Below are 21086 nucleotides of genomic sequence, written 5' to 3'. Positions count from 1 at the left end.
CGCGGAGAAGCAGGCTGGAGCGCGGGCACCGGACCGGCGCCCGCCGCGAAAAATCAGTCCTCCGCCGGGCGGCGGGGCAGGACCCAGTTGGGCCGGGGATAATGGCAAGTATATCCATTCGGGTAACGCAAAAGATAGTCCTGATGTTCTGGCTCGGCTTCCCAGAAATCACCGGCAGGTTCGATCTCCGTCACCACTATCCCCGGCCAGATGCCCGATGCATTGACATCTTTGACTGTGTCGATGGCCGTCTGCTTCTGCTCATCGCTCAGGTAATAGATGGCCGAACGGTAGGACATGCCCACGTCATTGCCTTGCCGGTTGGGTGTGGTGGGGTCGTGGATCTGGAAGAAGAACTCCAGAATCCGCCGGTAGCTGATCTGCTCCGGATCAAAGATGATCTCGATCCCTTCCGCATGGGTGCCGTGATTGCGGTAGGTGGCATTGGGCACATCGCCGCCGGTGTAGCCGACGCGGGTGGAGAGGACACCCGGCAGCTTGCGGATCAGATCCTGCATGCCCCAGAAGCATCCGCCAGCGAGAATGGCTGTCTCTGTCATCGTCAGATCTCCTCCACCTGGTCGAGATAGGCGCCATAGCCCTCCCGCTCCATGTCATCCCTGTGCACGAAGCGCAGCGAGGCCGAGTTGATGCAATAGCGCAGGCCGCCCCGGTCACGCGGGCCATCGGGGAACACGTGCCCCAGATGGCTGTCGCCATGGGCGGAGCGCACCTCGGTGCGGATCATGCCGTGCGACGCGTCATGCAGCTCCGCCACGTTGGCCGGTTCGATGGGCTTGGTGAAGCTCGGCCAGCCGCAGCCGGATTCATACTTGTCCGAGGAGGCAAACAGCGGCTCACCGGAGACGATGTCCACGTAGATGCCCGGCTCCTTGTTATAGAGATATTCGCCCGTGCCCGGACGCTCGGTGCCGTTCTGCTGGGTCACGCGGTATTGCTCGGGCGTCAGCTTGGCAATGGCATCTGCCGACTTCTCGTATCGTGTCATGGATGAACTCCTGAATGTCAGGCGGGAAAGGGGGTGCCTTCGCAAGGCCTCGGATGCAATATGGAGCGTCCTCCCCCGCTTGCCCAGTCCGTGACACGCAGTCGTGTTTCTTAGGGAAGTGTTAAACAAATTTGATTGTATCTATTGATATTGCATAGATTTGAGGTTGGTTTTGCGCTTTGTAACTTGGAATTGTAACGGTGCTCTAAGGAAGAAGTTTTCAATGCTTCAGTCTATGCAGGCTGACGTATTTATTATTCAGGAGTGCGAAGATCCCTCTCATGTTCAGTGCTCATCTTATCATGATTGGGCTCGGAATTATCTATGGGTGGGGCCTAACAAAAATCGTGGCCTAGGTATATTTGCCCGATCAGGTGTAACACTTGAGGCGAGTCCGCTTGACTTGGGGGCGCTAGAACTTTTTCTGCCATGTAGAGTGAATGATTCAATAAATCTCGTTGGAGTTTGGTCGCGTCAGGCAAATTCTCCGACATTCAAATATATTGGTCAGGTTTGGAAATTTTTGCAAAAGAATAGCTGTTTTCTTGAGTCTGGAAATTCGATCTTGATTGGTGATTTTAATAGCAATTCATGTTGGGATGTTTGGGATCGCTGGTGGAATCATAGTGATGTCGTGAGGCATTTGTCGCTTATTGGTCTTGAGAGTGCATATCATGTGCTGCGCAATGAAGTGCAAGGGGGAGAGCAAGAACCAACATTCTTTATGTATCGAAAGCCGAATAAGCCGTACCATATCGACTATGCTTTTATTTCCAATTCGCTACTGGATGGCGCTAGTTGCGAAGTTGGCAGGCCGGACGATTGGCTGGCCGCGAGTGATCATATGCCTGTTCTGGTCGAAATTCCTGAGCGCAATGAAATACCGCCCGTCTGAGAACTTGATCTAAGCATCGCTTTTTGTTTTCGGACCGATCGACTGAACCAGCTGTATCCGGACATTCAAGATGAGCTTTCCGCTTGCCAAAGCGGCGGGCGGTTTGCAGGGTGGCGGGATGATGCAAGATGATGTTTCCGCCACCGTTTCCGATACCTCCCCGGTGCCAGCGGGCGAGCCTTGGCCGCGCCTCAGGCTGCGGCTGGTCTTTGGCAATGATGCGATGCTGGGGCCGGGCAAGGCTGAACTTCTGGAATTCATCCGCGAGGAAGGCTCCATTGCCGGGGCCGGCCGGCGCATGGGCATGAGCTACAAGCGCGCCTGGCAGCTGGTGGAGCATCTCAATGCGGCCTTCCGTGAGCCGCTGGTGGACAGTGCGCGCGGCGGGGCAAAGGGCGGCGGCGCGCGGCTGACGGAGGCCGGGGAGATGGTTCTGGCGAACTACCACCGGCTGGTGGAGCGGCTCGCACAGGAAGGCGCGCCCGAGATCGACGCCATCTGCGCCCTGCTAAGGGATATTCCCGGTGAGAAATAACGCTTGCCTTGCAAGGTGAGCTTTGCGATGTTTCCTGTCGAATATAACGACAGGCGGCTGACCGCTGCCTTTGCCTGTCAGGGAGAGACGCATGACCATCCATCTTTGCCGCAGCACGGCGGGGCGCCTGCGCGGTGCCGCACTCGCGGTGACCGCCGTTGCGGCCCTGTTCCTCTCCAGCTTCGCAGCGCAGGCGCAGGAGGTGACAGTCTTTGCGGCGGCCTCGCTTCAGACGGCGCTGCAGCAGATCGTGGCGGACTATCAGGCCGGTGGAGGCGGGTCTGTTGTGGTGTCCTATGCCGGCAGTGCGGCACTCGCCCGGCAGATCGAGCAGGGGGCGCCGGCGGATATTTTCATTTCCGCGAGCACGGACTGGATGGACAAGCTGGACGAGGCTGGTCTGATCAGGTCCGGAACTCGGGTTGATCTTCTGGGCAATACGCTGGTGCTTGTTGCCCATGGCAGTGATGCGCCCAAGGTGGCGCTCACCCCGGAGCTGGATCTGTCCGGGCTGATTGGCAGCGGCCAGCTGGCCATGGCCCTTGTGGACAGCGTTCCCGCAGGTGTCTATGGCAAGGCGGCACTGACCTCGCTGGGCCTGTGGGCCTCGGTCGAGCCCAAGGTGGCACAGTCGGACAATGTGCGTGCCGCCCTTGCGCTCGTTGCCACCGGCGAAGCACCTTTCGGCATCGTCTACAGCACCGATGCAGCCGCTGACGAAAAGGTCAGCATCGTGGGCACCTTCCCGCAAGGCAGCCATGCTCCTATCGTGTTTCCCGCAGCGCTCACTGCTTCGGCACGGGATGGGGCGGAAGCGTTTCTGGATTATGTCAAGGGTGAGAAGGCCGCTGCCGTGTTCAAGGCGGAAGGCTTTACGGTTCTGACGCAGTGATGGGCTTGAAGCATCGGAGGGTCTGGCGGGGTGGCAATGACGGAATGGCTCAGTCCTGAAGAGTGGCGCGCCGTGGCGCTCTCCCTCAAGGTTGCCTTCTGGGCCACGCTGATCAGCCTGCCTTTGGGCCTTGCCACCGCCTTTGCGCTGGCGCGGGGGCGGTTCTACGGGCGGCAGCTGCTCAATGGCCTTGTACATCTGCCGCTGATCCTGCCGCCGGTCGTCACCGGCTATCTGCTGCTCATCACCTTTGGCCGCAGGGCCCCGGTGGGAAGCTTTCTGGAGGAAACCTTCGGGATCGTCTTCGCTTTCCGCTGGACGGGTGCGGCGCTCGCTGCCGCCGTCATGGCCTTTCCGCTGATGGTGCGTGCCATGCGCCTGTCCATCGAGGCGGTGGATGTGAAGCTGGAAGAGGCGGCCTCAACGCTGGGGGCCTCGCGCCTCTGGGTGTTCCTCACCGTTACCCTGCCGCTGATCCTGCCCGGCATCATTGCCGGGGCGATCCTCGCCTTTGCCAAGGCGATGGGAGAGTTTGGCGCCACCATCACCTTTGTCTCCAACATTCCCGGCCAGACGCAGACGCTGCCCTCCGCCATCTATGCCTTTTTGCAGGTGCCGGGCGGCGAGCCTGCCGCCTTCCGGCTGGTGCTGATTGCGATTGCCATTGCCATGGCGGCGTTGCTCTTGTCCGAATTCGTCTCCGCACGGGTCGCCCGCAGGATTTCCGGCCGATGACGCTTGATGTTTCCATCCGTCATGCCTTTCCGGGCTTCTCGCTGGACGCGGCGTTCACCGGCAGCGCCGGGGTGACGGCCCTCTTTGGCAGGTCCGGCTCGGGCAAGACGACGCTGGTGCAGGCGGTTGCAGGCCTTTTGCGCCCGGATGCTGGTCACGTGCGGCTGAATGGCGAGGTGCTGTGGGACAGTGCCGCAAAGGTCTTCATGCCACCGCACCGGCGCCGCATCGGCTATGTGTTTCAGGAAGGCCGGCTGTTTCCGCATCTCACCGTCCGGCAGAACCTTCTCTATGGCCATGCCTTCAACGGCGGTGGCAGGCCGGTGGATCTGGAACGGATCGTTGATCTGCTTGGGCTCGCGCCATTGCTTGCCCGCCGCCCGGCGTCGCTGTCGGGCGGTGAGAAGCAGCGGGTGGCGATTGGCCGGGCGCTGCTCTCCCGCCCGCGTCTCCTGCTGATGGACGAGCCGCTGGCGGCCCTGGACGAGGCGCGCAAGGCGGAAATCCTGCCCTATCTGGAGCGGTTGACGCACGAGAGCGATGTGCCGGTGCTTTATGTCAGTCACTCGCTGGCGGAAGTCACCCGCCTTGCCTCCCATGTGGTGCTGCTGGAGGCTGGCCGTGTGCGCCATGCCGGGGCGCCCGGCGCAGTTCTGGCCGATCCGCAGTCCCTCTCCGCCCTCGGGCCTTCCGGCGCTGGCGCTTTGCTGGAGGGAACCGTTCGTGCCCATACGGACGATGGCCTGACGGAAGTCGGCCTGCCTGACGGAGACGGAGCTGAGAACCGCCTGCTGCTGCCGCGCCTCTCCGCCAGTCCGGGTGAGCCTGTGCGGCTGCGCATCGAGGCGGAGGATATCCTCATCTCCCGCCAGGTGCCGCAGGGCCTGTCCGCTCTCAACGTGCTGCCCGCCAAGGTGACTGGTCTGACACCGGCCCAGACCGGCAGCCTGCTGGTGCAACTGGTCTGCGGCCCGCATCTGTTCCTCGCCCGGATCACCGCCCGCTCCGCTACCAGCTTGCAGCTGGCGCCGGATGTGCCTTGCTTCATGGTGCTGAAATCCGTCGCGGTGATCGCGGGCGGACAGATGGGCAGGCTTGCGGATGACGGCCGGTAGGCCGGTCAGTCTTCTTCCGGCGGGCAGATGACGAGCTGTGTTCCCGAGGCTTCCAGCACGGGAACCAGCGCGTCCGGGATGGGGCCATCGCAGACCACATGGCTGAGGTGGCTGAGGTGCCCGCCGCGCACATGGGCAACGCGGCCGAACTTGCTCTGGTCCAGCACCAGCAGGGAATTGCGGCAGTTGGCAAGGATCGCCTGCCGCGCCGCCACTTCCTCTTCGGTGAAGTCCAGCAGCGTGCCGTCTTCATCCACGCCGCCGACGCCGAAGATGCCGTAGTCCACCTTGTAGCTGGCGAAGAAGTCCTGCGTCACCGTGCCCAGCACGTCCCTGTCGCCCGAACGCAGGCGCCCTCCGGCGATGGTGACATGAAAGCCGGGGTTCTCCGAGGCTGTCACCGCCACATAGAGATTGTTGGTGAAGATGTGCAGCCTTTCATGGCGCACCAGTTCCTGCATGACGAGTTCCGGCGTGGTGCCGATGGAAAAGGCAAGCGAGGCCCCGTCGGGGATCATGCTGGCGACCATGCGGGCGATGCGGCGCTTCTGCGGCAGGTTCATGATGCGGCGGGTGCTGTAATGCACATTGCCGCCCGGCACGGGCGGTTCCACCCCGCCGTGGGTGCGCCGCAGGATGCCCATTTCGCACAGCCGGTTCACATCGCGCCGGATGGTCTGGGTCGTCACGTCAAAGCGTTCGGCAAGGCTCTCCACCGACATGAAGCCATGGCTCTGCACCAGATCGGCAATCTCCGATTGCCTGTTGCTTAAGTCCTGCTGACCGAGCATATTCGCACCACCACTCTGGTTGCCGCCCGCTCTTCCGGGGTCAGGCCTCAAGCCATTGCCGTCTTTCGGCTGACTGTGCACCGGGCGGTTCCTCTCCCATAGTCCGCTCATATGAACCGCTGGCGACGTTCATATGAACATAAGATGACAGCTGCCTGCCTGCAATCCATCCAATTGCGGAGATGGAATCCCTTTGACCCGGCCCCGAAAGCCGCGCACTCTTGACCTTGCGTCTGGTTACAAAATAGCCGCCGCTGCGTAAATAATCACCTTGACCTTAGGGCCGCAGGTTCCCTAGGCTTTTTTGACCAAATGGTCAGGTGACGACAAGAAGATGGCCCGGCAAACGGGCCCGGAGGGGGAGGCGAAGGATATGGGGGGACCCGCCACCGGAAACCGGCTGGCAGTCTTCACGCCGCCACGCCTGCTCCCGCATGACACTTCCAGAGACCGGGGCTTCAGCTCCGGGCATGCAAGAGGAGAAGGGGAATGGCGCATTTCGCAGTAAAGGCCCTCGCCGCCGCCACCATGCTGGCAGGAGCCCTCACCACGGGCGCGGCCCATGCGGCGGACCAGCTGACGCTGCAGCTCAAGTGGGTGACGCAGGGCCAGTTCGCGGGCTACTACGTGGCCAAGGACAAGGGTTTCTACGAGGCTGAAGGCCTTGATGTCACCATCAAGCCGGGCGGTCCGGACATTGCCCCGCCGCAGGTGATCGCCGGTGGGGGTGCCGACGTCATCATCGACTGGATGCCCTCTGCCCTCGCCTCGCGCGAGAAGGGCGTGCCGCTCGTTAACATCGCCCAGCCGTTCAAGAAGTCCGGCATGATGCTGACCTGCCGCAAGGAAACCGGCATCACCTCTCCCGAGGATTTCAAGGGGCGCACGCTGGGGGTCTGGTTCTTCGGCAACGAATATCCGTTCCTGTCGTGGATGAGCCAGCTGAACATGCCCACGGCAGGCGGGGCCGATGGCGTCACTGTGCTGAAGCAGGGCTTCAACGTGGATCCGCTGCTGCAGAAGCAGGCCGACTGCATCTCCACCATGACCTACAATGAGTACTGGCAGGTGATCGATGCCGGCATTCCGGCAGATGATCTGATGGTCTTCAAATATGAGGATCAGGGCGTCGCCACGCTGGAAGACGGGCTCTATGTGCTGGAAGCCAGCCTGAACGACCCGGCCATGGTGGACAAATACGCCCGCTTCGTGCGCGCTTCCATGAAGGGCTGGGCCTATGCGGCCGAGAATCCGGATGAAGCCGCCGAGATCGTGCTGGAAAACGATGCGACCGGTGCCCAGACCGAAAAGCACCAGAAGCGCATGGTCGGCGAAGTGGTGAAGCTGGTGGATGGATCCGACGGCAAGCTCGACATGGAGGCTTACGAGCGCACCGTGAAGTCGCTGCTCTCCGGCGGCTCCGACCCGGTGATCACCAAGGAGCCCTCCGGCGCCACCACCACGGTCGTGACCGACAAGCTCTGATCCGGCAACCGGCTCACAAAGACAGAACGGGCGGCGCTTTGCCGCCCGTTTTCGTTCCTGGTTCCCTTTCCGGCTTGCGCGAAAATCCCCACATCAGGCCGGGAACCTTCGGCAATCTGTCGCAATCTGCGTGTAGTTTGCCGGCATCAAGGGGCGGCGCAGCCGCCGGATCTGGAGACGGGACGGTCATGGACGACAATCGGGATATCAGCTGGGCGCAGGCGGAGTGGCTGGACAGCCTGGACGAAGAGCTGGAAATGGAGATCGACGACCAGCTCATGTCGCCGGAACTGGCCCGTGAACTCGCCTTCATTTCCGATCTGAAGCACAAGTCCACGGTGGAGCGGCAGGTCTATTTCCACGAGCTGCTGCGCCTTCAGGCCGAGCTGGTGAAAATGCAGGACTGGGTGCAGCACACCGGCTACAAGCTCGTGGTTCTGTTTGAAGGCCGCGATGCCGCCGGCAAGGGCGGCGTGATCAAGCGCATCACCCAGCGGCTGAACCCGCGCGTCGCCCGCGTCGTGGCGCTGCCCGCCCCGACCGAGCGCGAAAAGAGCCAGTGGTATTTCCAGCGCTATGTGCCGCATCTGCCGGCTGCCGGCGAAATGGTGATGTTCGACCGCTCCTGGTACAACCGCTCTGGCGTTGAGCGCGTCATGGGCTTTGCCAGCCATGATCAGGTGGAGGAATTCTACCACGACGTACCCGAGTTCGAGCGTATGCTGGTGCGCTCCGGCATCAAGCTGGTGAAATACTGGTTTTCCATCACCGATCAGGAGCAGCAGCTGCGCTTCCTGATGCGCATCCATGATCCGCTGAAGCAGTGGAAGCTGTCGCCCATGGACCTGCAGTCGCGGGTGCGCTGGGAGGCCTATACCAAGGCCAAGGAAGAAACCTTCGCCCGCACCAACATTCCCGAGGCGCCCTGGTTCATCGTCGAAGGCAACGACAAGAAGGCGGCGCGGCTCAACTGCATCTCGCACCTTCTGTCCATGGTGCCTTACGAGGAGATCCCGCATGATCCGGTCAAGCTGCCGGACCGCGTGTTCAACCCGGATTACGAGCGCATGACGCTGCCGGAAGAACTTTACGTGCCCAAGCGTTACTGAGAGTGTGACGCAGTCTGGGCAGGTTTTTCAGCCCATGACTCTGGCCTTCTGCGGCAAAGCCTGACAATCTGCGGCTCCCGTCTTTCCGTTCCTCCGCAGCTGCCGGAGGAACGGCTTTCCATACGTTGAGGAGCGTAACTCATGTCTCTGGTTTCACGGCCCATCCGCTGGGGTGTCCTGTCCACTGCCAAGATTGCCCGTGAAAAGGTGATCCCCGGCATCCGTGCCTCGCATACCGGCTCACTGGTCGCCATTGCCTCGCGCGATGCGGCCAAGGCGGAGGAAACCGCGGACCAGCTCGGCATTCAGGTGGCGCACGGCAGCTATGAGGCGCTGCTGGCGGATCCGAACATCGACGCGATCTACAATCCGCTGCCGAACCACCTGCATGTGCCGCTGACCCTTGAGGCCGCCAGGGCGGGCAAGCACGTCCTGTGCGAAAAGCCGATGGCGCTCAACGCCGAAGAGGCGCGCCAGCTGCTCACCCTGCCGAAATCCGGCCCGCTGGTGGCCGAAGGCTTCATGGTGCGCTGGCATCCGCAGTGGCTGAAGGCGCGCGAGATCGTCCGCTCGGGCGAGCTGGGCGAGCTGCGGGCCATCCAGTCCTTCTTCAGTTACTTCAACGCCGACCCGGACAACATCCGCAATCAGGCCGGCATCGGCGGCGGGGCGCTGCTGGATATTGGCTGCTATCCGATGGTGGCCGGGCGCTTCTTCTTCGAGGCCGAGCCTGTCCGCGTCATGTCGATGGTCGACCGGGATCCGGCTTTCGGCACGGACCGTCTTTCCAGCGGCATTCTGGATTTCGGCGGCGGCCGCCGTCTTGATTTCACCGTCGCCACCCAGCTTGCGCCCTATCAGCGCCTGCAGCTCGTGGGCACGAAGAAGCGGCTGGAAATCACCATCCCCTATAACGCCCCGCAGGGCGGATCCGTCTCGCTGCTGCTGGATGATGGCGTCCAGTTTGCCGATGCCGGTGCGCAGCGCATCGAGGTTGAGCCTGCCGATCAATACGCCGAACTCATCGACGCCTTCGGCCTCGCCATCCTCGGCGAAGCCCCGTTCCCCTACGGCCCCGAAGACGCCATCCAGAACATGGTCATCCTCGACGCGTTGTTTGCATCGGACAAGGCGGGAGCCTGGGTGAAGGTGTGAGGTTGAGAGGTCCGGGCGGGCATGAGGCCGCCGGCAAACCTGTAGCCCCTCCATCGTCATCCTCGGCCTTGTGCCGAGGATCTAAACAAATCAATGGTTTGCAGATGGCCAGGACAAGCCCGGCCATGACGAAAGAGAAGGAAGCATGTGTTGCCGGAGATTTCGCTGCACGGAGTGCAGAGCGGTAACGGCGGTTTGACTGGCCTGAAAAAATGGTGATCCCGACAGGATTCGAACCTGTGACCCTCAGATTAGGAATCTGTTTTTATATGTATCACCTGATACGATTAGCTACTACGGATTACGCAAAATCAAATAGTTAGCATGAATGGCTTACGATGCCCTACGAGGCAGTTTGACACCATCTGTTTATATGGTGCTTATATTGAATGCCCGCTGTGGGTGGGGTGTTCTGCCTGGCAGCGTGGCCCAGCGCGACGTGCGGCTTATAGCGTGTGTAGTATATGGGAAAGGTCGTCATTGCCGTCATGGTCGTCATTATTGTTGTTTTACAACGGCTTAAGGTCGTCACTGTTTTAGCAGGTGTTGTCATGGTCGTCATCGGACAGAAAGGCCCGGAACTGAGATGCCTAACCTGACCAAAAGAATAGTCGATGCCGCCAAGCCTCAGGAAAAGCTTAGCTTTTTGTGGGATGACGCCTTGAAAGGCTTTGGCTTGCAGATCACCCCGGCGGGGGTGAAGAGCTATGTCGTGGCCTATCGGACAGAGGAAGGCCGGACGCGGCGCATGGTGATAGGCCGCCACGGTGAGCTTGCGCCCGATCAGGCGCGCAAGCTGGCGGCGGCTCGCCTCGGGCAGGTCAGGACCGGCAAGGACCCGGCTGCCGAAAGACGGGCGCTGCGGACGGGTGACACGGTTGCGGACCTGCTGCAGCGGTTCCTGACGGCTCACGTCGATGTGCAAAACGCGGAATCAACCCGCAAGGAAGTGCGCCGCCTGGTCGAAAAGATCATCATTCCGCGTATCGGCAAGGCGAAGGTGACCGGGATCAAGCGGCAGGACATTGCAAAGTTCCATAGCGGTCTGGCTGAGACGCCGCGCCAAGCCAACGTCGCCCTGTCCGTTCTGTCGAAAGCCTTCAATCTTGCGGAAGTTTTGGGGGCTGCGGCCTGAACTTTCGAACCCGACCCGCCTCGTGAAGCGGTTCCCTGAAGTGCACAGGGAACGTTTTCTGAACATGAATGAGCTGGCCCGGCTGGGGGCGGCACTGGACGAGGCGGAAGCAAAAGGGTTGCCTTGGAAGATCAAAGCTGAAGGCGATGTGCGGAAACATCTCGCCAAGGACACTGAAGCCCGGCGTGCCGCCGTGAGCGCTCCCGCCATCGCGGCTATCCGGTTACTCTTGCTGACGGGCGCAAGGTTGTCAGAGGTGCTTGAGCTGAAATGGAACCACGTTGACGCGGAAGCCGGGACGGTTGCCTTTCCGGCGCGGAAGGGCGGTGGGCGGCGGGCGCATCCAGTTGGCGCTGGTGCCTTGGCTGTCCTGGCCGGGCTGCCCCGGCGCGGGCCGTGGGTGCTGCCCCGTGATGCCGACCCTAAGCGCCATGTTTCGAAAGAGGTGGTCGAAAACGCGTGGCAGCGCATCCGCGCTCACGCCGGGCTTGAGGATGTGCGCCTGCATGACCTGCGGCATACGGTCGGAACTTTCGCCGGACAAGCGGGAAGCAATGCGTTCCTTATCTCCCACCTGCTGCGGCATTCCAACCTGACAATGACCAACAGATACGTAAGCCCCGATGCGGATCCGATCCGGGTTCTGTCTGATGCTGTCGGGGCGCGGATCGAGGCGGGATTGAAGGGGGAGAAAGCGCCGGCTGAGGTCATTGAACTGGCTGCTGCAAAAAGAAAACGGCCCCCGAAGCGGGAGCCGGATCATGTATAGTTGGCCCTCTGGCTGGTGCTCAAGGCGCGCTGGCTCTCTCAAGGAAGCCCAGCGCTGCGGCCATGAGCGCTGATGGCGCTGGGCCGCAGCCGTCAGCCTGTGCAAACTCCAGCGCCAGTTGCAAGGCAGCGACGGCTTCTTGTGGTGTTGCTGCGGCGGCGGTCCAGTTTTCGAGAGCTTCGTAAGGTTTGCCATATGTGGAAGCGATCAGCGATTCCGGGTTTTCCGCTTCGTCAATTGCGTGCGGCGGGAGGTTTTGGAAAGCCTCTGCACCGGCACGATAAGCCGCGATTATTTCCAGCAGGGTTGTTTGTGTCATGACGTGTTCCTTCACTTGGTGCCGGTCGTCGCCAGCATCTGCCGCAGATCTTCGGGCCGCTGAGCATGACGCAGGATGGAGGTTTCGTCGCGATCAAAGAGGGCAATGTCTGCTCCCGCGTGCGGCCTCAGGAATTCCAGAAGGTGCCCAAGGTTTCGCCTCATCCGGCGTTCCATTTCGCCCCGCTCGTGGTCGGATTGCTCTGGCCAGTCACTGAGGTCATTCAGGTCTGCGGCGATCAGGAGTAGTTTAAAATACGCCCCCGTAAAGTTCTCCGGCACGCGGTGCGAGGCCATTTTCTCAATTACGGTTATGGCGTCTGCGAGTCCGGAGGCTGAATCTCTGATGTTTGGCTGGGACAGAAGCCCGGCCTGGCTGAGATCGTTGTAAAGCGCACCGAGGGCGGCGGCTTCAACTCCCAGAGCGGCCACAGGGCAAGGCTGATGACGCTGTTCCATGGTTTTCCTTTCATTTTTCACGCTGTGAGTGCTGCAAGTTTTGCCGTCAGCTGAGCGCGCCGGGCGGCTATGGTGGTGCTTGGGCTGTCGGAATAGTCAAGCAAAGTGATTGCCTCACTTGCGGCGGCGGCAAGGCGTGCCCGCTCTGCGGCTGGCAGGGCCGCAACGGCTGCCCGTGCTGCCTGCTTGGCCTTGGCCTTGGCGGCTGCGGCCTTGGCTGTCGCCCATGCCTCGCGCAGGGCTTTGCTGAAGCAGGACTGCAAGGACGGCGCAGGGCCGAAAATTCGGGCATTCCGCGTGAAATTTGCGTGAACTGCGCGGGCGTCTGCCCATGCAGCGCGGAAGATGGTGGAACGGTTAAACAGCATCGCTTTGCGCCTCAAATTGATTATGATAGATATCATAATCATTCGTAACGAAGTGTCAACCTGATAGCTACGATGGTAGTTATCAAAGCTATTCGGAGTATGGAATGCTATCGACGGGAAACCAGCTGAAGGCCGCGCGGGCGCTTGTGGGCATGGAGCAGATCGCTCTTGCCGCTGCGGCAGGCGTCAATGTCGGGACGATCCGGAAAATGGAAGCACGGGGCAGCAGCATTCTCAGCAGCGGGCTTGATACCATCCAAGCCGTGCAAGGTGCCCTTGAAGCCGCAGGCGTCGAGTTCCTGGCGGCCGATGCAGCAGGCGGTGTTGGGGTGCGCCTGCGGCGGGATGCGGTCGAGGGATGATGGTCTGCCCTGCCGACGCCAGCCCCCCCCTTCCAGGGACCGTATGACCGCAAAGCCGCGCTACGGGCGGAAAGACCCCGAAAAAGGGCCAGACACCCCGCCAAAAATGTTGGGTTGACGCGGTTGACGGGGTTGACGCCACCGGTTGACGTTGACGGGGTTGACCTGGTGCCCTGCGCCCGTTCTTCCTGATTTGTGAGAAGGTTTGATTATGGCTCAGTTGTTTGAAAGGCTTAAACGCGATTTCAGCAGTTATGCATGTGAAGAAGCGGTAAGGCGGAGGTTGGATGCGTGGACCTCTGGTAAAAAAGATGCCTATGTTTTTTGTCCAGAAACTAGAAAAACGCCTGAAGTTCAGTACTCTGAAGAGTTTAGGTCTTATCATCTATGGAAGCGTCTATATGGAGATACCATTCCATTCAATGGATATGGTCCCGAATATAGCGCTGAGGAACAATATTATTATTTTCCAATGCCTGACGCTTGGAAGCCGTATGTAAAGCCTTGCGGCCCCGCTTCGGAAATTGGTCTTGATGATTGGTTAGAGCAACTTCTGGCAAAAGGCGGAGAAGGCTTGCGGTCGCGCCTGCTTTCCCTTGGTGTTGATTGTCCATATTGGTGGACTAGGTGGGCGTTATTTGCGTGTGGATCTTCTGTTGATGAAATTTACAGAGATTGCAGGTGGATGGACCCAAAGATAATTTCATCTGTACTTGAAGAAATTATCAACTTAACTGAAAAAGCTTCAGATAATTTTGAGATATTACATAATTTGTTCTTGCGTAGTGGAATTAGTGAGGTGGCTGATGATCAGAGAAGATATGGAGCAGAGGGCTCAAATAGATATATGCATGGAATTGTTGAGGGTGGAATATACGGCGCTTTTGATCTTAAGAAAATAAGTAAAATAAAGGATTTCTCGGTTGTTCTTTTGCAAAGTGCAGTCGAGTGGAAATCACTTATAAATGCGAAGGGACGGCCTTCCGCCGTCAGGCGCAGGGCTTTTGCTGGCTTTGCAGGCGGTATTTATTACTTTTTGACAGGTGAAAAGCCAACCGAAACATACCATGGAGGGTTTCATGATTTTTTACTTACGGCGGAGCGGGTTTTTTGGGGGGATTGGGATGTCGCTCTTGAATTTCCAGAGAGACAAAAACCGGGAACGTCAAATAGTCATTCTGACGTTAAGCATTTAATAGGGGAGGTTTCTTATTATTTTAATGGATTTATGCATGAATTTAGAGAAGATAGGCCCAGTGAGCCGGGTGATACTTTGTTTTCCTATGAGGAATCTATATTTTATTGGATGCGCAACCTTTTAAAAGAGCAGCTGGCTCCGGTTCTTTAGTCCGGCCCGCCTTTAAAAGTGTGTGCGGCTTTCATGGACTAAAAAGGGTGCGGAATGAATGCCGTGCCTGCACCCTCATCGTGCGCCGTCGCAATTGTGCGGTTGGCTAAGATAAGGATGAGGGTCCATGGAACATGAACAACGACTTGACCCTGAAGCTCTGTTGACGGAGCGCGGGGCGGCTGACTTTCTCAAGATAAGCCATCGTGCTTTGCAGGCGTGGCGGGTGCGCGGTGCTGGCCCCGTGTTTGTTAAAGTTGGCCGGCTGGTCCGATACCGCCGGTGTGATCTGCTCGACTTTTGCGCTTCGCAGACTTTTGCCTCGACGTCCGCCGCTGATGCCCAGCGCACGGAGGTTCGGCCATGAGTGCTGCCGAGTTTGAAGACTTTGCCCGGTTCCTGGGCTTCTCCGGCGTTGAGCTTGAGGCCGTGAAAGTTGGCAAGGGGCTGGTGACTGCGCCTTGCCCGTGGTGCGGCAGCAGCCATCGCCACGGGGCCGGGGAGGGCTGGCGTGTGGCGGGGTGCAGCAGCGCCTACGCGATCAAAATGCGGCCCGGTCAGTACCGGCTAATGCCGCGTGAAGGCGCGGAATTTTCCTCTGTCAAGGCCGCTCAACGCAGTTTTGCGCCGCTCTCAGGGGTGAATCTTCTGGCCCGGTTGCATCCGGCTGAACGGCATTTTGCGCCTCTCATGCGGTCACTCATGGCTGCCGCTCTGGACGTGCGGAAGTGCAGCCGCTCGCCTTGGCGCGTCCAGACGATTGAGTATCACTGCGATGGCTTGGGGCGTGTCGAGATTGCAGCACCCGGCAGCTGGTTTTGGATGCCAGCGGAGGAAGCGGGCGGGCGTTCTCTCCAGCATAGTGGCGGGCTGCTGGGGCTGCTCGCTTCGCTCGCTGGCAGCTCAGGCGGCCTCTATGCGGCGGAGCTGCTGGAGGCTTTTACGGGCTTCCGAGTCTCGGGCTTGAGCCGGGCCGCGTTGCGGGATTTCTTCGACCGGCACACAGGGACTCTGCTGCCGGTGGTGGCCGGTTTGCGCCCTGAGGCCCTCTGGGCTTTGTCGAAGTCGCCGCCCGGCGCGGCATTGCACCCTTTGATGCGCGAATTGCTTAGTGCGCTGTTTCCGCGTGGGGAATCTTCGGAAGGGTCATTCTTCTACAACAATGCCCGTGCGGGGGTACGGTTTTCAGTTCTGCGGGGTGGGCGTTGGGTTGGCCGGTTCGATCTCGGCGGAGCTAGAGTGCGGGCACATGGGCGCGATGTGTTGTCGCTGCTGGGCCTTGTCTCCGGCATAGAAGGTGGCTGGTGGGCGGAAAGAATCCTCACGACAGCGCTGGGCCTCGATCTTCCGGGCGAAGAGCGAGGACGGCTTGCGCAGGGGCTCACTGAAGTTATTGCGCCTGCATTTTTCGCCAGAGAAGGCGACGAAGCATGAGGCGGCGGCGGATTAATTTCGAACGGGTGGCGAGCGCAGCGCTGGCAGCTGCGCCGTCAATTGTCAGCCGGTGGCTCCCGGACGGACGGCGCGAGGGCGTCGAGTGGGTCGCACGGAACCCAAAACGCGGTGACCGGCGGCGCGGTTCGCTGAAGGTGAACCTTAGCACTGGCAAATGGGCGGATTTTGCGACGGGTGACGGCGGGCGCGATCTTGTCGCGCTGGCGGCGTTTTTATTTGACCTCAAACAGCCGGAAGCGGCGGAAAAGGTGGCTGGTATGCTGGGGGTGAATGCCTATGACGATTGACCCCTTCGCCCCGATCTCCGGCAGCGCCAGCCCGGCCCCGGCCCCTGCCGCTCCGGCGTCGGTTCCTGCCTGGCTCCCGGTGCTGCCTGTGCCGCCCGGCGCGCCGAAGCCGCCAAAGGAGCACCCCGCGAAAGGCAGGCCGTCCGCCGTATGGATTTATCGAAATGCTGCGGGCGGGGTTCTCGCCCTCGTCGCCCGGTTCGAAAAGCCGGACGGCGGCAAGGACGTGATGCCTTTGACCTGGTGCCGGAATGCATCTGGGCGCGAGGCGTGGCGCTGGACGGCCATTCCCGAAAACCGGCCGCTGTACGGCCTCGACCGGCTCGCCCAGCGCCCGGACGCGCCGGTCATCATCACAGAGGGGGAGAAGGCAGCAGACGCGGCGGCAGCGTTGTTGCCGGACCATGTGGCCACAACGTCGAGCGGCGGCGGCAAGGGGGCAGCGAAGTCTGACTGGTCGCCTCTGGCTGGGCGGGCTGTGGTCATCTGGCCGGATGCCGATGCGCCCGGCCGGGTCTATGCGGATGAAGTGGCCCGGCTCGCGCTGGCGGCGGGGGCTGTGTCCGTTCGTGTGATCGAGCCGCCGCAAGGCGTCGCCAAAGGCTGGGATGCTGCGGACGCTAAAGAGCAAGGATGGAACACGGCTAAAGTTCTGCATCTGGTGGCGACCGCTAAAGAAGTCTCCCTCGCGCCACTGGGGAATGATTTTGCGCGGGATGAAGCAGGTATGCGCCCAGCGCCGGAACCGGCTCCCGAGACGGCCCCGGACAGCCTTGCCGACACTGCGAAGCAAGGGGGGCGCGGCAAGCGCCGGGAACGCAAGAGCCCGCCGAAACGGGATGCTTTCTTGGCTTCACTGGATGCGGCGGAGCTGTGGCACTCCCCGGAGAAGGTGGGTTTCGCCACCGTTCCTGTTAACGGGCACCTAGAGCATTGGCGATTGGACAGCGCGGCCTTTGCGCGCTGGGCTGCCGGACAGTTCTACCGCGCCACCGGGAATGCCCCAGCCGGGCAAATGCTGGCCGATGCGTTGCGGGTGCTTCAGGTTCGAGCTGTGGAGGAAGGCCCCCGTCATAAGACGTTTTTGCGGACTGCTTGGGACGGCGAGGCGTGCTGGCTGGATCTCTGCGATGACGCTTGGCGGGCTGTCCGGATCACTGGCAACGGTTGGGAGGTGATCGCCCGTCCGCCGGTCAAGTTTTTGCGGGGTGAGACGATGCACGCCCTTCCGGAGCCGGAAGCCGGGCATTTGATTGAGGAACTTCGTGGTTTCATAAACGCCGATGACAGCGACTTCAGGCTAATCGTTGCCTGGCTCGTCGCGGCCCTTTGGGGGCGCGGCAGTGCGTTTCCGGTCTTGGCGCTTGGCGGGGAGCAGGGCTCCGGCAAATCGACGATGGCAAGGCTCCTGCGGGGCTTGGTGGACCCTTCGGCAGTCTCGGGGCTTGCGCAGCCGAAAGACGAGCGCGATCTCTTCACGATGGCGATCTCGTCGCACGTGCTGTCTTTCGACAATCTGTCGAAAGTGGAAAACTGGTTCAGCGATTCCGTCTGTCGTCTCTCCACCGGCAGCGGTTTTCTTACCCGTAAGCTGCACTCTGACGCGGAACCCTTTTGGTTCGCGGGCTCGCGGCCTGTGCTGGTGAATGGGATTCCGTCCCTGACCGGGCGGGCCGATATGGCTGACCGCAGCCTGACGGTTCGCCTGCTTCGCATTGACGAGACAGCCCGGCAATCTGAGGACGATTTCTGGGCGGCGTGGGAGGCCGTGCGCCCTGGCATCATTGGCGCGCTTCTCGACGCGGTGGCGGCGGCTGTCCGGCGCTATGACAGCACAAAGCTGGAACGTGCACCGCGCATGGCGGACTTCGCCCGCTTGATGGCAGCAGCGGAACCGGGCTTGGGCTGGATGGCTGGCGATTTCATGACAGCCTATGAGGCGAACCGTCGAGAAACGGCTGAGGCCGTATTTGAGGGCGATCCGGTGGCCGTGGCGATAGAACGCTTGATGCGCGAGGAACACCCGACCGGGCGTTGGGAGGGGACGGCAACGGCCCTCTTGGCTGCTCTGACGCGGCTGGGCGCGGAAGATGCGACAGGCGGAAAGTTCCTGCCGCTGAAGCCCAACACGCTGGGCGATGCCGTGGCCCGTGCTGCCCCTCTTTTGCGAGCGAAAGGAATAGCTGTTGAGAAGCGACGGGCTGCCGGTAGCCGGACAATTGCAATATCGTGGCTCTGACGGCTCTGTTCAAAAAGGGTATACTATTTTTGCACCACGCAAAGCGCTGGTGCAAAAAGATACTTGCATAACCCTAAATAGACCGATACATATTGAACCATACAAAATAGACCGATGGGGGTTCCTATGTTGGTCCGGGCTTATCTTCGTGCATCCACCAAGGAACAGGACGCCACCCGCGCCCGCGCTGCCCTTGACGCCTTTGCAAAGGAACGCGGTCTGAAGATAGCCGCCCGCTACATCGAGAACGAAAGCGGTGCCAGCTTGGACCGTCCAGAGCTCTTCCGCTTGCTTGCGGACAGTGAGCGCGGCGATGTGTTGTTGATTGAACAGGTGGACCGTCTGTCTCGCCTGTCTGGTGAAGATTGGGAACGCCTCAAGGCAGAAATCGCGGCTCGCGGGGTGAAGGTCGTTGCCCTGGACCTGCCGACGAGTTGGACGCTGGCCAGCGCTACGGCAACCGATGAATTCTCCAGCCGCATGGCTGAGGCGATCAACGGGATGATGTTGGACATGCTTGCCGCAATTGCCCGGAAGGATTACGCAGACCGGCGGCGGCGGCAGGCGGAGGGCATCGCCAAGGCCAAGGCTGGTGGCCGATACACGGGGCGTCCGGCTAATGACGCACGGAATGCCGCGATTGCGCGGATGCTGGAGCGTGGCGACAGCTGGTCAATGATCATGGCCGCGACCGGTGCCGCTAAAGGGACTGTCGCCAAGATCGCCAAGAACCTGAAGGCGGCAGACTGAGCCTAACACTCTTTCGCTTTCCTCATGGCCCGCGCCTCGCCAAGGCGTGGGCCTTCTGTTTTTTGGGCCTCCCTTCTCCCGCGCCCCCTTCCACTCATTGCAGCACGCTGCCGCAGATGACCGGCAGGGAGACGGGGCGCGATTAAGGCCCCCCCTATGGAAGGGACCGTACAAAGCCCTGAGGCGCCGACGGGTGGAAAGACCCCGAGCCGCCGCCAGCCTCACACTAAACACAAAGCCTAAACTTCTAAAGAAACCAACGGCTTATTCTGTCATCGGCGCTAAAGTTGCAACTCATGAGCGAGGCGCTGGGCTGTTTTGTGCGCGGCGCGATGACGACCGAATGACGACCGATGACAACCCCTGTCAATTACTAAGCGTTTGAAATCAAACGGAAATGACGGCCATGACGACGATGACGGCCTTTCTTTATTGAAATAGAGAAAAGAGAGAATCAGCGTGAAGGGGGAGGGGAAGGGCAGTGCAGTGTTTATATATTGCTTATATTGGCCAGCTGGAGAATGGCGTCACTTAGCGTAAGCGCTTGAAATTATTGGTGATCCCGACAGGATTCGAACCTGTGACCCTCAGATTAGGAATCTGATGCTCTATCCTGCTGAGCTACGGGACCAGCCGGGAATGCGCATAGCATGATTTGCGGGCGAGGGCGAGAGTGTGTGTGGCGGGAAATGTGGTGGCAGGGGGCTGTTGACAATCCATTGTCAGGGGCAGGGTGCCGCCGCGGTGGGTGTGAATTGCGGGTGAAGCTGCAATGCGCTTAAATCTTGTGCCTTTTCCGCCATTTATGAGCCGCAATCATCCCCTATGCGACAGGGGTGCCAGACCGGGATATTCCTCACCTGGCTGTGGCTTGCCGGGCCTGCAGGGCTTTGGGCGGTTCGGGGCAGGTGGTTTCCGCTGGCTGGAGGGTGGATGCAGGCAAGTTCTGTGATGCGCAGGGCAAGAGGCCTTTGGGGCAGGGCGGGAAGCGCTGCCTTTGTGTGCGGGCTCGGATTGGTCCTCCCGCCCTTTGTCATGCCTGCTGCACGGGCGCAGGCCGCCGGCCTTCCCTCCGAACTGGCTTGCCATGGCAGTGCAGGCAAGGCCGAAGCCGTTCGCCTCGCCTCCATATCGGATAGCGGCGAACTGACCCTTGAGGATGGCCGCCGCATCGTGCTGGCGGGCGTCTGGCTGGCCCAGCCGGGCCGCGATGCCTTGCGGGACATGCTGGCGCCCGGCACCGGGCTGACAGTGCGTGACCTGGGGCCGGAAGACCGCTGGCGCCGCCGCGCCGCCCAGGTGGAGGCACCGGGCGGGTGGCTGCAGGGCCGGCTTCTGGCGGATGGCTTTGCCTTCGTTCTGCCGCCCGTGAAGGCCCGTGGCAATGCGGCGCCGGCCATTTCCTCTGAGTGCCTGAGGGAACTCCAGCTTCGCGAAAGCGTTGCACGAAAGAAGCTTGGGGCGGACTGGGGCGAAGGGGTGCGGTTGCGCTCGGGCGATCTGGCCGGGCTTTCGGAGCGCACAGGGCTCTTCACGATCGTTGAAGGACCTGTTGTATCTCTTGGAAAAAGCGGCAAGACTCGCTATCTGAATTTTGGCCGTCACTGGTCTTCGGATTTCACAGTCACAATTGATGCCCGGCTGGATGCCGAACTGGCCGCCAAAGGGGTGCCGCCGGAGGCGCTGGAAGGGCGCTGGGTCCGGGTGAGGGGAATTTTGCAGGACAGGAACGGGCCTTTGCTGGAGGTGACCGATCCGGTCCAGATTGAAGCTTTTGCCAGGGACAGAGTGTCGGGCGGTGAATGAATTGCCGGTTGGAACAGTGCCAGTGAAGAACCAGTCTAGCCCGGTGCGCAAGGCGCTCCGCACCCTGTT

Annotated in this window: 23 protein-coding genes and 2 tRNA genes; 17 read left to right on the top strand and 8 right to left on the bottom strand. The window is 60.8% G+C overall.

The window, feature by feature from the left end; translation table 11 throughout:
• Positions 1–53 precede the first annotated feature (53 nt).
• Both msrA and msrB read right to left on the bottom strand, forming a co-directional pair.
• Positions 54–560 (bottom strand): peptide-methionine (S)-S-oxide reductase MsrA, encoded by a 507-nt coding sequence (msrA, locus tag IF10I1_RS01550; protein WP_186415561.1) that lies wholly within the window; start codon positions 558–560, stop codon positions 54–56.
• A gap of 2 nt (positions 561–562) precedes the next feature.
• The gene (gene msrB, locus IF10I1_RS01545) at positions 563–1009 is read right to left on the bottom strand and encodes a peptide-methionine (R)-S-oxide reductase MsrB (protein ID WP_050472312.1); all 447 of its coding nucleotides are present in this window, start codon (positions 1007–1009) and stop codon (positions 563–565) included.
• A 160-nt stretch (positions 1010–1169) separates the two neighbouring features.
• Here msrB and IF10I1_RS01540 point away from each other — a divergent pair, with 160 nt between their 5' ends.
• The 5 genes from IF10I1_RS01540 (at position 1170) to modC (ending at position 5181) form a co-directional block, all read left to right on the top strand.
• A complete protein-coding gene (locus IF10I1_RS01540; RefSeq protein ID WP_371341109.1) occupies positions 1170–1904 on the top strand; it encodes an endonuclease/exonuclease/phosphatase family protein in 735 nt (244 codons plus the stop codon).
• Between the two features lie 70 nt (positions 1905–1974).
• Complete coding sequence (locus IF10I1_RS01535) at positions 1975–2439, top strand: winged helix-turn-helix domain-containing protein (RefSeq protein WP_371341108.1); 465 nt, start codon at positions 1975–1977, stop codon at positions 2437–2439.
• Between the two features lie 91 nt (positions 2440–2530).
• On the top strand, positions 2531–3331 hold the full coding sequence (gene modA, locus IF10I1_RS01530; RefSeq protein WP_186424331.1) for a molybdate ABC transporter substrate-binding protein: 801 nt from the start codon (positions 2531–2533) through the stop codon (positions 3329–3331).
• 36 nt (positions 3332–3367) lie between these two features.
• A complete protein-coding gene (gene modB / locus IF10I1_RS01525; protein WP_186415564.1) occupies positions 3368–4066 on the top strand; it encodes a molybdate ABC transporter permease subunit in 699 nt (232 codons plus the stop codon).
• A complete protein-coding gene (gene modC / locus IF10I1_RS01520; RefSeq protein ID WP_186415565.1) occupies positions 4063–5181 on the top strand; it encodes a molybdenum ABC transporter ATP-binding protein in 1119 nt (372 codons plus the stop codon). Before modB ends, modC begins: the two co-directional genes overlap by 4 nt.
• Before the next feature lie 5 nt (positions 5182–5186).
• Here the strand turns inward: modC and IF10I1_RS01515 are convergent, their stop codons facing one another.
• Positions 5187–5972: a DeoR/GlpR family DNA-binding transcription regulator gene (locus IF10I1_RS01515; RefSeq protein WP_186415566.1), complete on the bottom strand. Its 786-nt coding sequence runs from the start codon at positions 5970–5972 to the stop codon at positions 5187–5189.
• A gap of 528 nt (positions 5973–6500) precedes the next feature.
• On the opposite strand from IF10I1_RS01515, the gene IF10I1_RS01510 reads away from it, so the two are divergent.
• The 3 genes from IF10I1_RS01510 to IF10I1_RS01500 all read left to right on the top strand — a co-directional run bounded on the left by IF10I1_RS01510 (position 6501) and on the right by IF10I1_RS01500 (position 9721).
• Positions 6501–7457, top strand: a complete 957-nt coding sequence (locus tag IF10I1_RS01510) for an ABC transporter substrate-binding protein (protein ID WP_371328659.1) — start codon at positions 6501–6503, stop codon at positions 7455–7457.
• 188 nt (positions 7458–7645) lie between these two features.
• Positions 7646–8566, top strand: coding sequence for a polyphosphate kinase 2 (gene ppk2 / locus IF10I1_RS01505; protein WP_050472318.1), 921 nt, complete (start codon positions 7646–7648; stop codon positions 8564–8566).
• 141 nt (positions 8567–8707) lie between these two features.
• Positions 8708–9721, top strand: coding sequence for a Gfo/Idh/MocA family protein (locus IF10I1_RS01500; RefSeq protein ID WP_186391671.1), 1014 nt, complete (start codon positions 8708–8710; stop codon positions 9719–9721).
• Between the two features lie 213 nt (positions 9722–9934).
• Here IF10I1_RS01500 and IF10I1_RS01495 read toward each other — a convergent pair.
• Positions 9935–10006 (bottom strand) — tRNA-OTHER (locus IF10I1_RS01495).
• Positions 10007–10307: 301 nt separating this feature from the next.
• Between IF10I1_RS01495 and IF10I1_RS22810 the strand changes: the two genes are divergently transcribed.
• Entirely contained in the window at positions 10308–10856 is a 549-nt protein-coding gene (locus IF10I1_RS22810) for an Arm DNA-binding domain-containing protein (protein WP_208994251.1), read from the top strand.
• A 64-nt stretch (positions 10857–10920) separates the two neighbouring features.
• Positions 10921–11625 (top strand): site-specific integrase, encoded by a 705-nt coding sequence (locus IF10I1_RS22805; RefSeq protein ID WP_208994250.1) that lies wholly within the window; start codon positions 10921–10923, stop codon positions 11623–11625.
• 19 nt (positions 11626–11644) lie between these two features.
• Here the strand turns inward: IF10I1_RS22805 and IF10I1_RS01485 are convergent, their stop codons facing one another.
• Genes IF10I1_RS01485 through IF10I1_RS01475 form a run of 3 tightly spaced genes read right to left on the bottom strand, consistent with a single transcriptional unit; the run spans position 11645 to position 12770 of the window.
• The gene (locus tag IF10I1_RS01485; RefSeq protein WP_186424330.1) at positions 11645–11944 is read right to left on the bottom strand and encodes a hypothetical protein; all 300 of its coding nucleotides are present in this window, start codon (positions 11942–11944) and stop codon (positions 11645–11647) included.
• Between the two features lie 11 nt (positions 11945–11955).
• Positions 11956–12402: a hypothetical protein gene (locus IF10I1_RS01480; RefSeq protein WP_186424329.1), complete on the bottom strand. Its 447-nt coding sequence runs from the start codon at positions 12400–12402 to the stop codon at positions 11956–11958.
• 17 nt (positions 12403–12419) lie between these two features.
• Positions 12420–12770 (bottom strand): hypothetical protein, encoded by a 351-nt coding sequence (locus tag IF10I1_RS01475; protein WP_186424328.1) that lies wholly within the window; start codon positions 12768–12770, stop codon positions 12420–12422.
• A 104-nt stretch (positions 12771–12874) separates the two neighbouring features.
• Between IF10I1_RS01475 and IF10I1_RS01470 the strand changes: the two genes are divergently transcribed.
• From IF10I1_RS01470 to IF10I1_RS01445, 6 genes are all read left to right on the top strand, one after another.
• Complete coding sequence (locus IF10I1_RS01470; protein WP_186424327.1) at positions 12875–13132, top strand: helix-turn-helix transcriptional regulator; 258 nt, start codon at positions 12875–12877, stop codon at positions 13130–13132.
• A 211-nt stretch (positions 13133–13343) separates the two neighbouring features.
• Positions 13344–14480: a hypothetical protein gene (locus tag IF10I1_RS01465; protein ID WP_186424326.1), complete on the top strand. Its 1137-nt coding sequence runs from the start codon at positions 13344–13346 to the stop codon at positions 14478–14480.
• Positions 14481–14843: 363 nt separating this feature from the next.
• Positions 14844–15914 (top strand): hypothetical protein, encoded by a 1071-nt coding sequence (locus IF10I1_RS01460; RefSeq protein WP_186424325.1) that lies wholly within the window; start codon positions 14844–14846, stop codon positions 15912–15914.
• On the top strand, positions 15911–16222 hold the full coding sequence (locus IF10I1_RS01455; protein ID WP_186424324.1) for a hypothetical protein: 312 nt from the start codon (positions 15911–15913) through the stop codon (positions 16220–16222). The genes IF10I1_RS01460 and IF10I1_RS01455 overlap by 4 nt, the downstream gene beginning before the upstream one ends.
• Positions 16212–18461, top strand: a complete 2250-nt coding sequence (locus IF10I1_RS22800; protein WP_208994249.1) for a DUF6371 domain-containing protein — start codon at positions 16212–16214, stop codon at positions 18459–18461. Before IF10I1_RS01455 ends, IF10I1_RS22800 begins: the two co-directional genes overlap by 11 nt.
• Before the next feature lie 126 nt (positions 18462–18587).
• Positions 18588–19211: a recombinase family protein gene (locus IF10I1_RS01445; RefSeq protein WP_058900878.1), complete on the top strand. Its 624-nt coding sequence runs from the start codon at positions 18588–18590 to the stop codon at positions 19209–19211.
• Between the two features lie 554 nt (positions 19212–19765).
• On the opposite strand, the gene IF10I1_RS01440 is transcribed toward IF10I1_RS01445, so the two are convergent.
• Positions 19766–19842: transfer RNA gene (locus IF10I1_RS01440), tRNA-Arg, on the bottom strand.
• A gap of 404 nt (positions 19843–20246) precedes the next feature.
• Here IF10I1_RS01440 and IF10I1_RS01435 point away from each other — a divergent pair.
• A complete protein-coding gene (locus tag IF10I1_RS01435; protein ID WP_186391682.1) occupies positions 20247–21017 on the top strand; it encodes a hypothetical protein in 771 nt (256 codons plus the stop codon).
• The last annotated feature ends 69 nt before the right edge of the window (positions 21018–21086 follow it).

Origin of the sequence: Pannonibacter sp. I15F10I1 (assembly GCF_900185665.1) — a bacterium.
In the GTDB taxonomy this organism is placed as follows: domain Bacteria; phylum Pseudomonadota; class Alphaproteobacteria; order Rhizobiales; family Stappiaceae; genus Pannonibacter; species Pannonibacter indicus.
Note: the sequence above shows the minus strand (reverse complement) of the source record. Positions and strands in the feature narration are given on the sequence as shown.

Excerpts from the sequence above, each read along its gene's own strand:
- msrA (WP_186415561.1), bottom strand. The coding sequence starts at position 560 with ATGACAGAGACAGCCATTCTCGCTGGCGGATGCTTCTGGGGCATGCAG.
- msrB (WP_050472312.1), bottom strand. The coding sequence starts at position 1,009 with ATGACACGATACGAGAAGTCGGCAGATGCCATTGCCAAGCTGACGCCC.
- IF10I1_RS01535 (WP_371341108.1), top strand. The coding sequence starts at position 1,975 with ATGAGCTTTCCGCTTGCCAAAGCGGCGGGCGGTTTGCAGGGTGGCGGG.
- modA (WP_186424331.1), top strand. The coding sequence starts at position 2,531 with ATGACCATCCATCTTTGCCGCAGCACGGCGGGGCGCCTGCGCGGTGCC.
- modB (WP_186415564.1), top strand. The coding sequence starts at position 3,368 with ATGACGGAATGGCTCAGTCCTGAAGAGTGGCGCGCCGTGGCGCTCTCC.
- modC (WP_186415565.1), top strand. The coding sequence starts at position 4,063 with ATGACGCTTGATGTTTCCATCCGTCATGCCTTTCCGGGCTTCTCGCTG.
- IF10I1_RS01515 (WP_186415566.1), bottom strand. The coding sequence starts at position 5,972 with ATGCTCGGTCAGCAGGACTTAAGCAACAGGCAATCGGAGATTGCCGAT.
- IF10I1_RS01510 (WP_371328659.1), top strand. The coding sequence starts at position 6,501 with ATGCTGGCAGGAGCCCTCACCACGGGCGCGGCCCATGCGGCGGACCAG.
- ppk2 (WP_050472318.1), top strand. The coding sequence starts at position 7,646 with ATGGACGACAATCGGGATATCAGCTGGGCGCAGGCGGAGTGGCTGGAC.
- IF10I1_RS01500 (WP_186391671.1), top strand. The coding sequence starts at position 8,708 with ATGTCTCTGGTTTCACGGCCCATCCGCTGGGGTGTCCTGTCCACTGCC.
- IF10I1_RS22810 (WP_208994251.1), top strand. The coding sequence starts at position 10,308 with ATGCCTAACCTGACCAAAAGAATAGTCGATGCCGCCAAGCCTCAGGAA.
- IF10I1_RS22805 (WP_208994250.1), top strand. The coding sequence starts at position 10,921 with ATGAATGAGCTGGCCCGGCTGGGGGCGGCACTGGACGAGGCGGAAGCA.
- IF10I1_RS01485 (WP_186424330.1), bottom strand. The coding sequence starts at position 11,944 with ATGACACAAACAACCCTGCTGGAAATAATCGCGGCTTATCGTGCCGGT.
- IF10I1_RS01480 (WP_186424329.1), bottom strand. The coding sequence starts at position 12,402 with ATGGAACAGCGTCATCAGCCTTGCCCTGTGGCCGCTCTGGGAGTTGAA.
- IF10I1_RS01475 (WP_186424328.1), bottom strand. The coding sequence starts at position 12,770 with ATGCTGTTTAACCGTTCCACCATCTTCCGCGCTGCATGGGCAGACGCC.
- IF10I1_RS01470 (WP_186424327.1), top strand. The coding sequence starts at position 12,875 with ATGCTATCGACGGGAAACCAGCTGAAGGCCGCGCGGGCGCTTGTGGGC.
- IF10I1_RS01465 (WP_186424326.1), top strand. The coding sequence starts at position 13,344 with ATGGCTCAGTTGTTTGAAAGGCTTAAACGCGATTTCAGCAGTTATGCA.
- IF10I1_RS01460 (WP_186424325.1), top strand. The coding sequence starts at position 14,844 with ATGAGTGCTGCCGAGTTTGAAGACTTTGCCCGGTTCCTGGGCTTCTCC.
- IF10I1_RS01455 (WP_186424324.1), top strand. The coding sequence starts at position 15,911 with ATGAGGCGGCGGCGGATTAATTTCGAACGGGTGGCGAGCGCAGCGCTG.
- IF10I1_RS22800 (WP_208994249.1), top strand. The coding sequence starts at position 16,212 with ATGACGATTGACCCCTTCGCCCCGATCTCCGGCAGCGCCAGCCCGGCC.
- IF10I1_RS01445 (WP_058900878.1), top strand. The coding sequence starts at position 18,588 with ATGTTGGTCCGGGCTTATCTTCGTGCATCCACCAAGGAACAGGACGCC.
- IF10I1_RS01435 (WP_186391682.1), top strand. The coding sequence starts at position 20,247 with ATGCCTGCTGCACGGGCGCAGGCCGCCGGCCTTCCCTCCGAACTGGCT.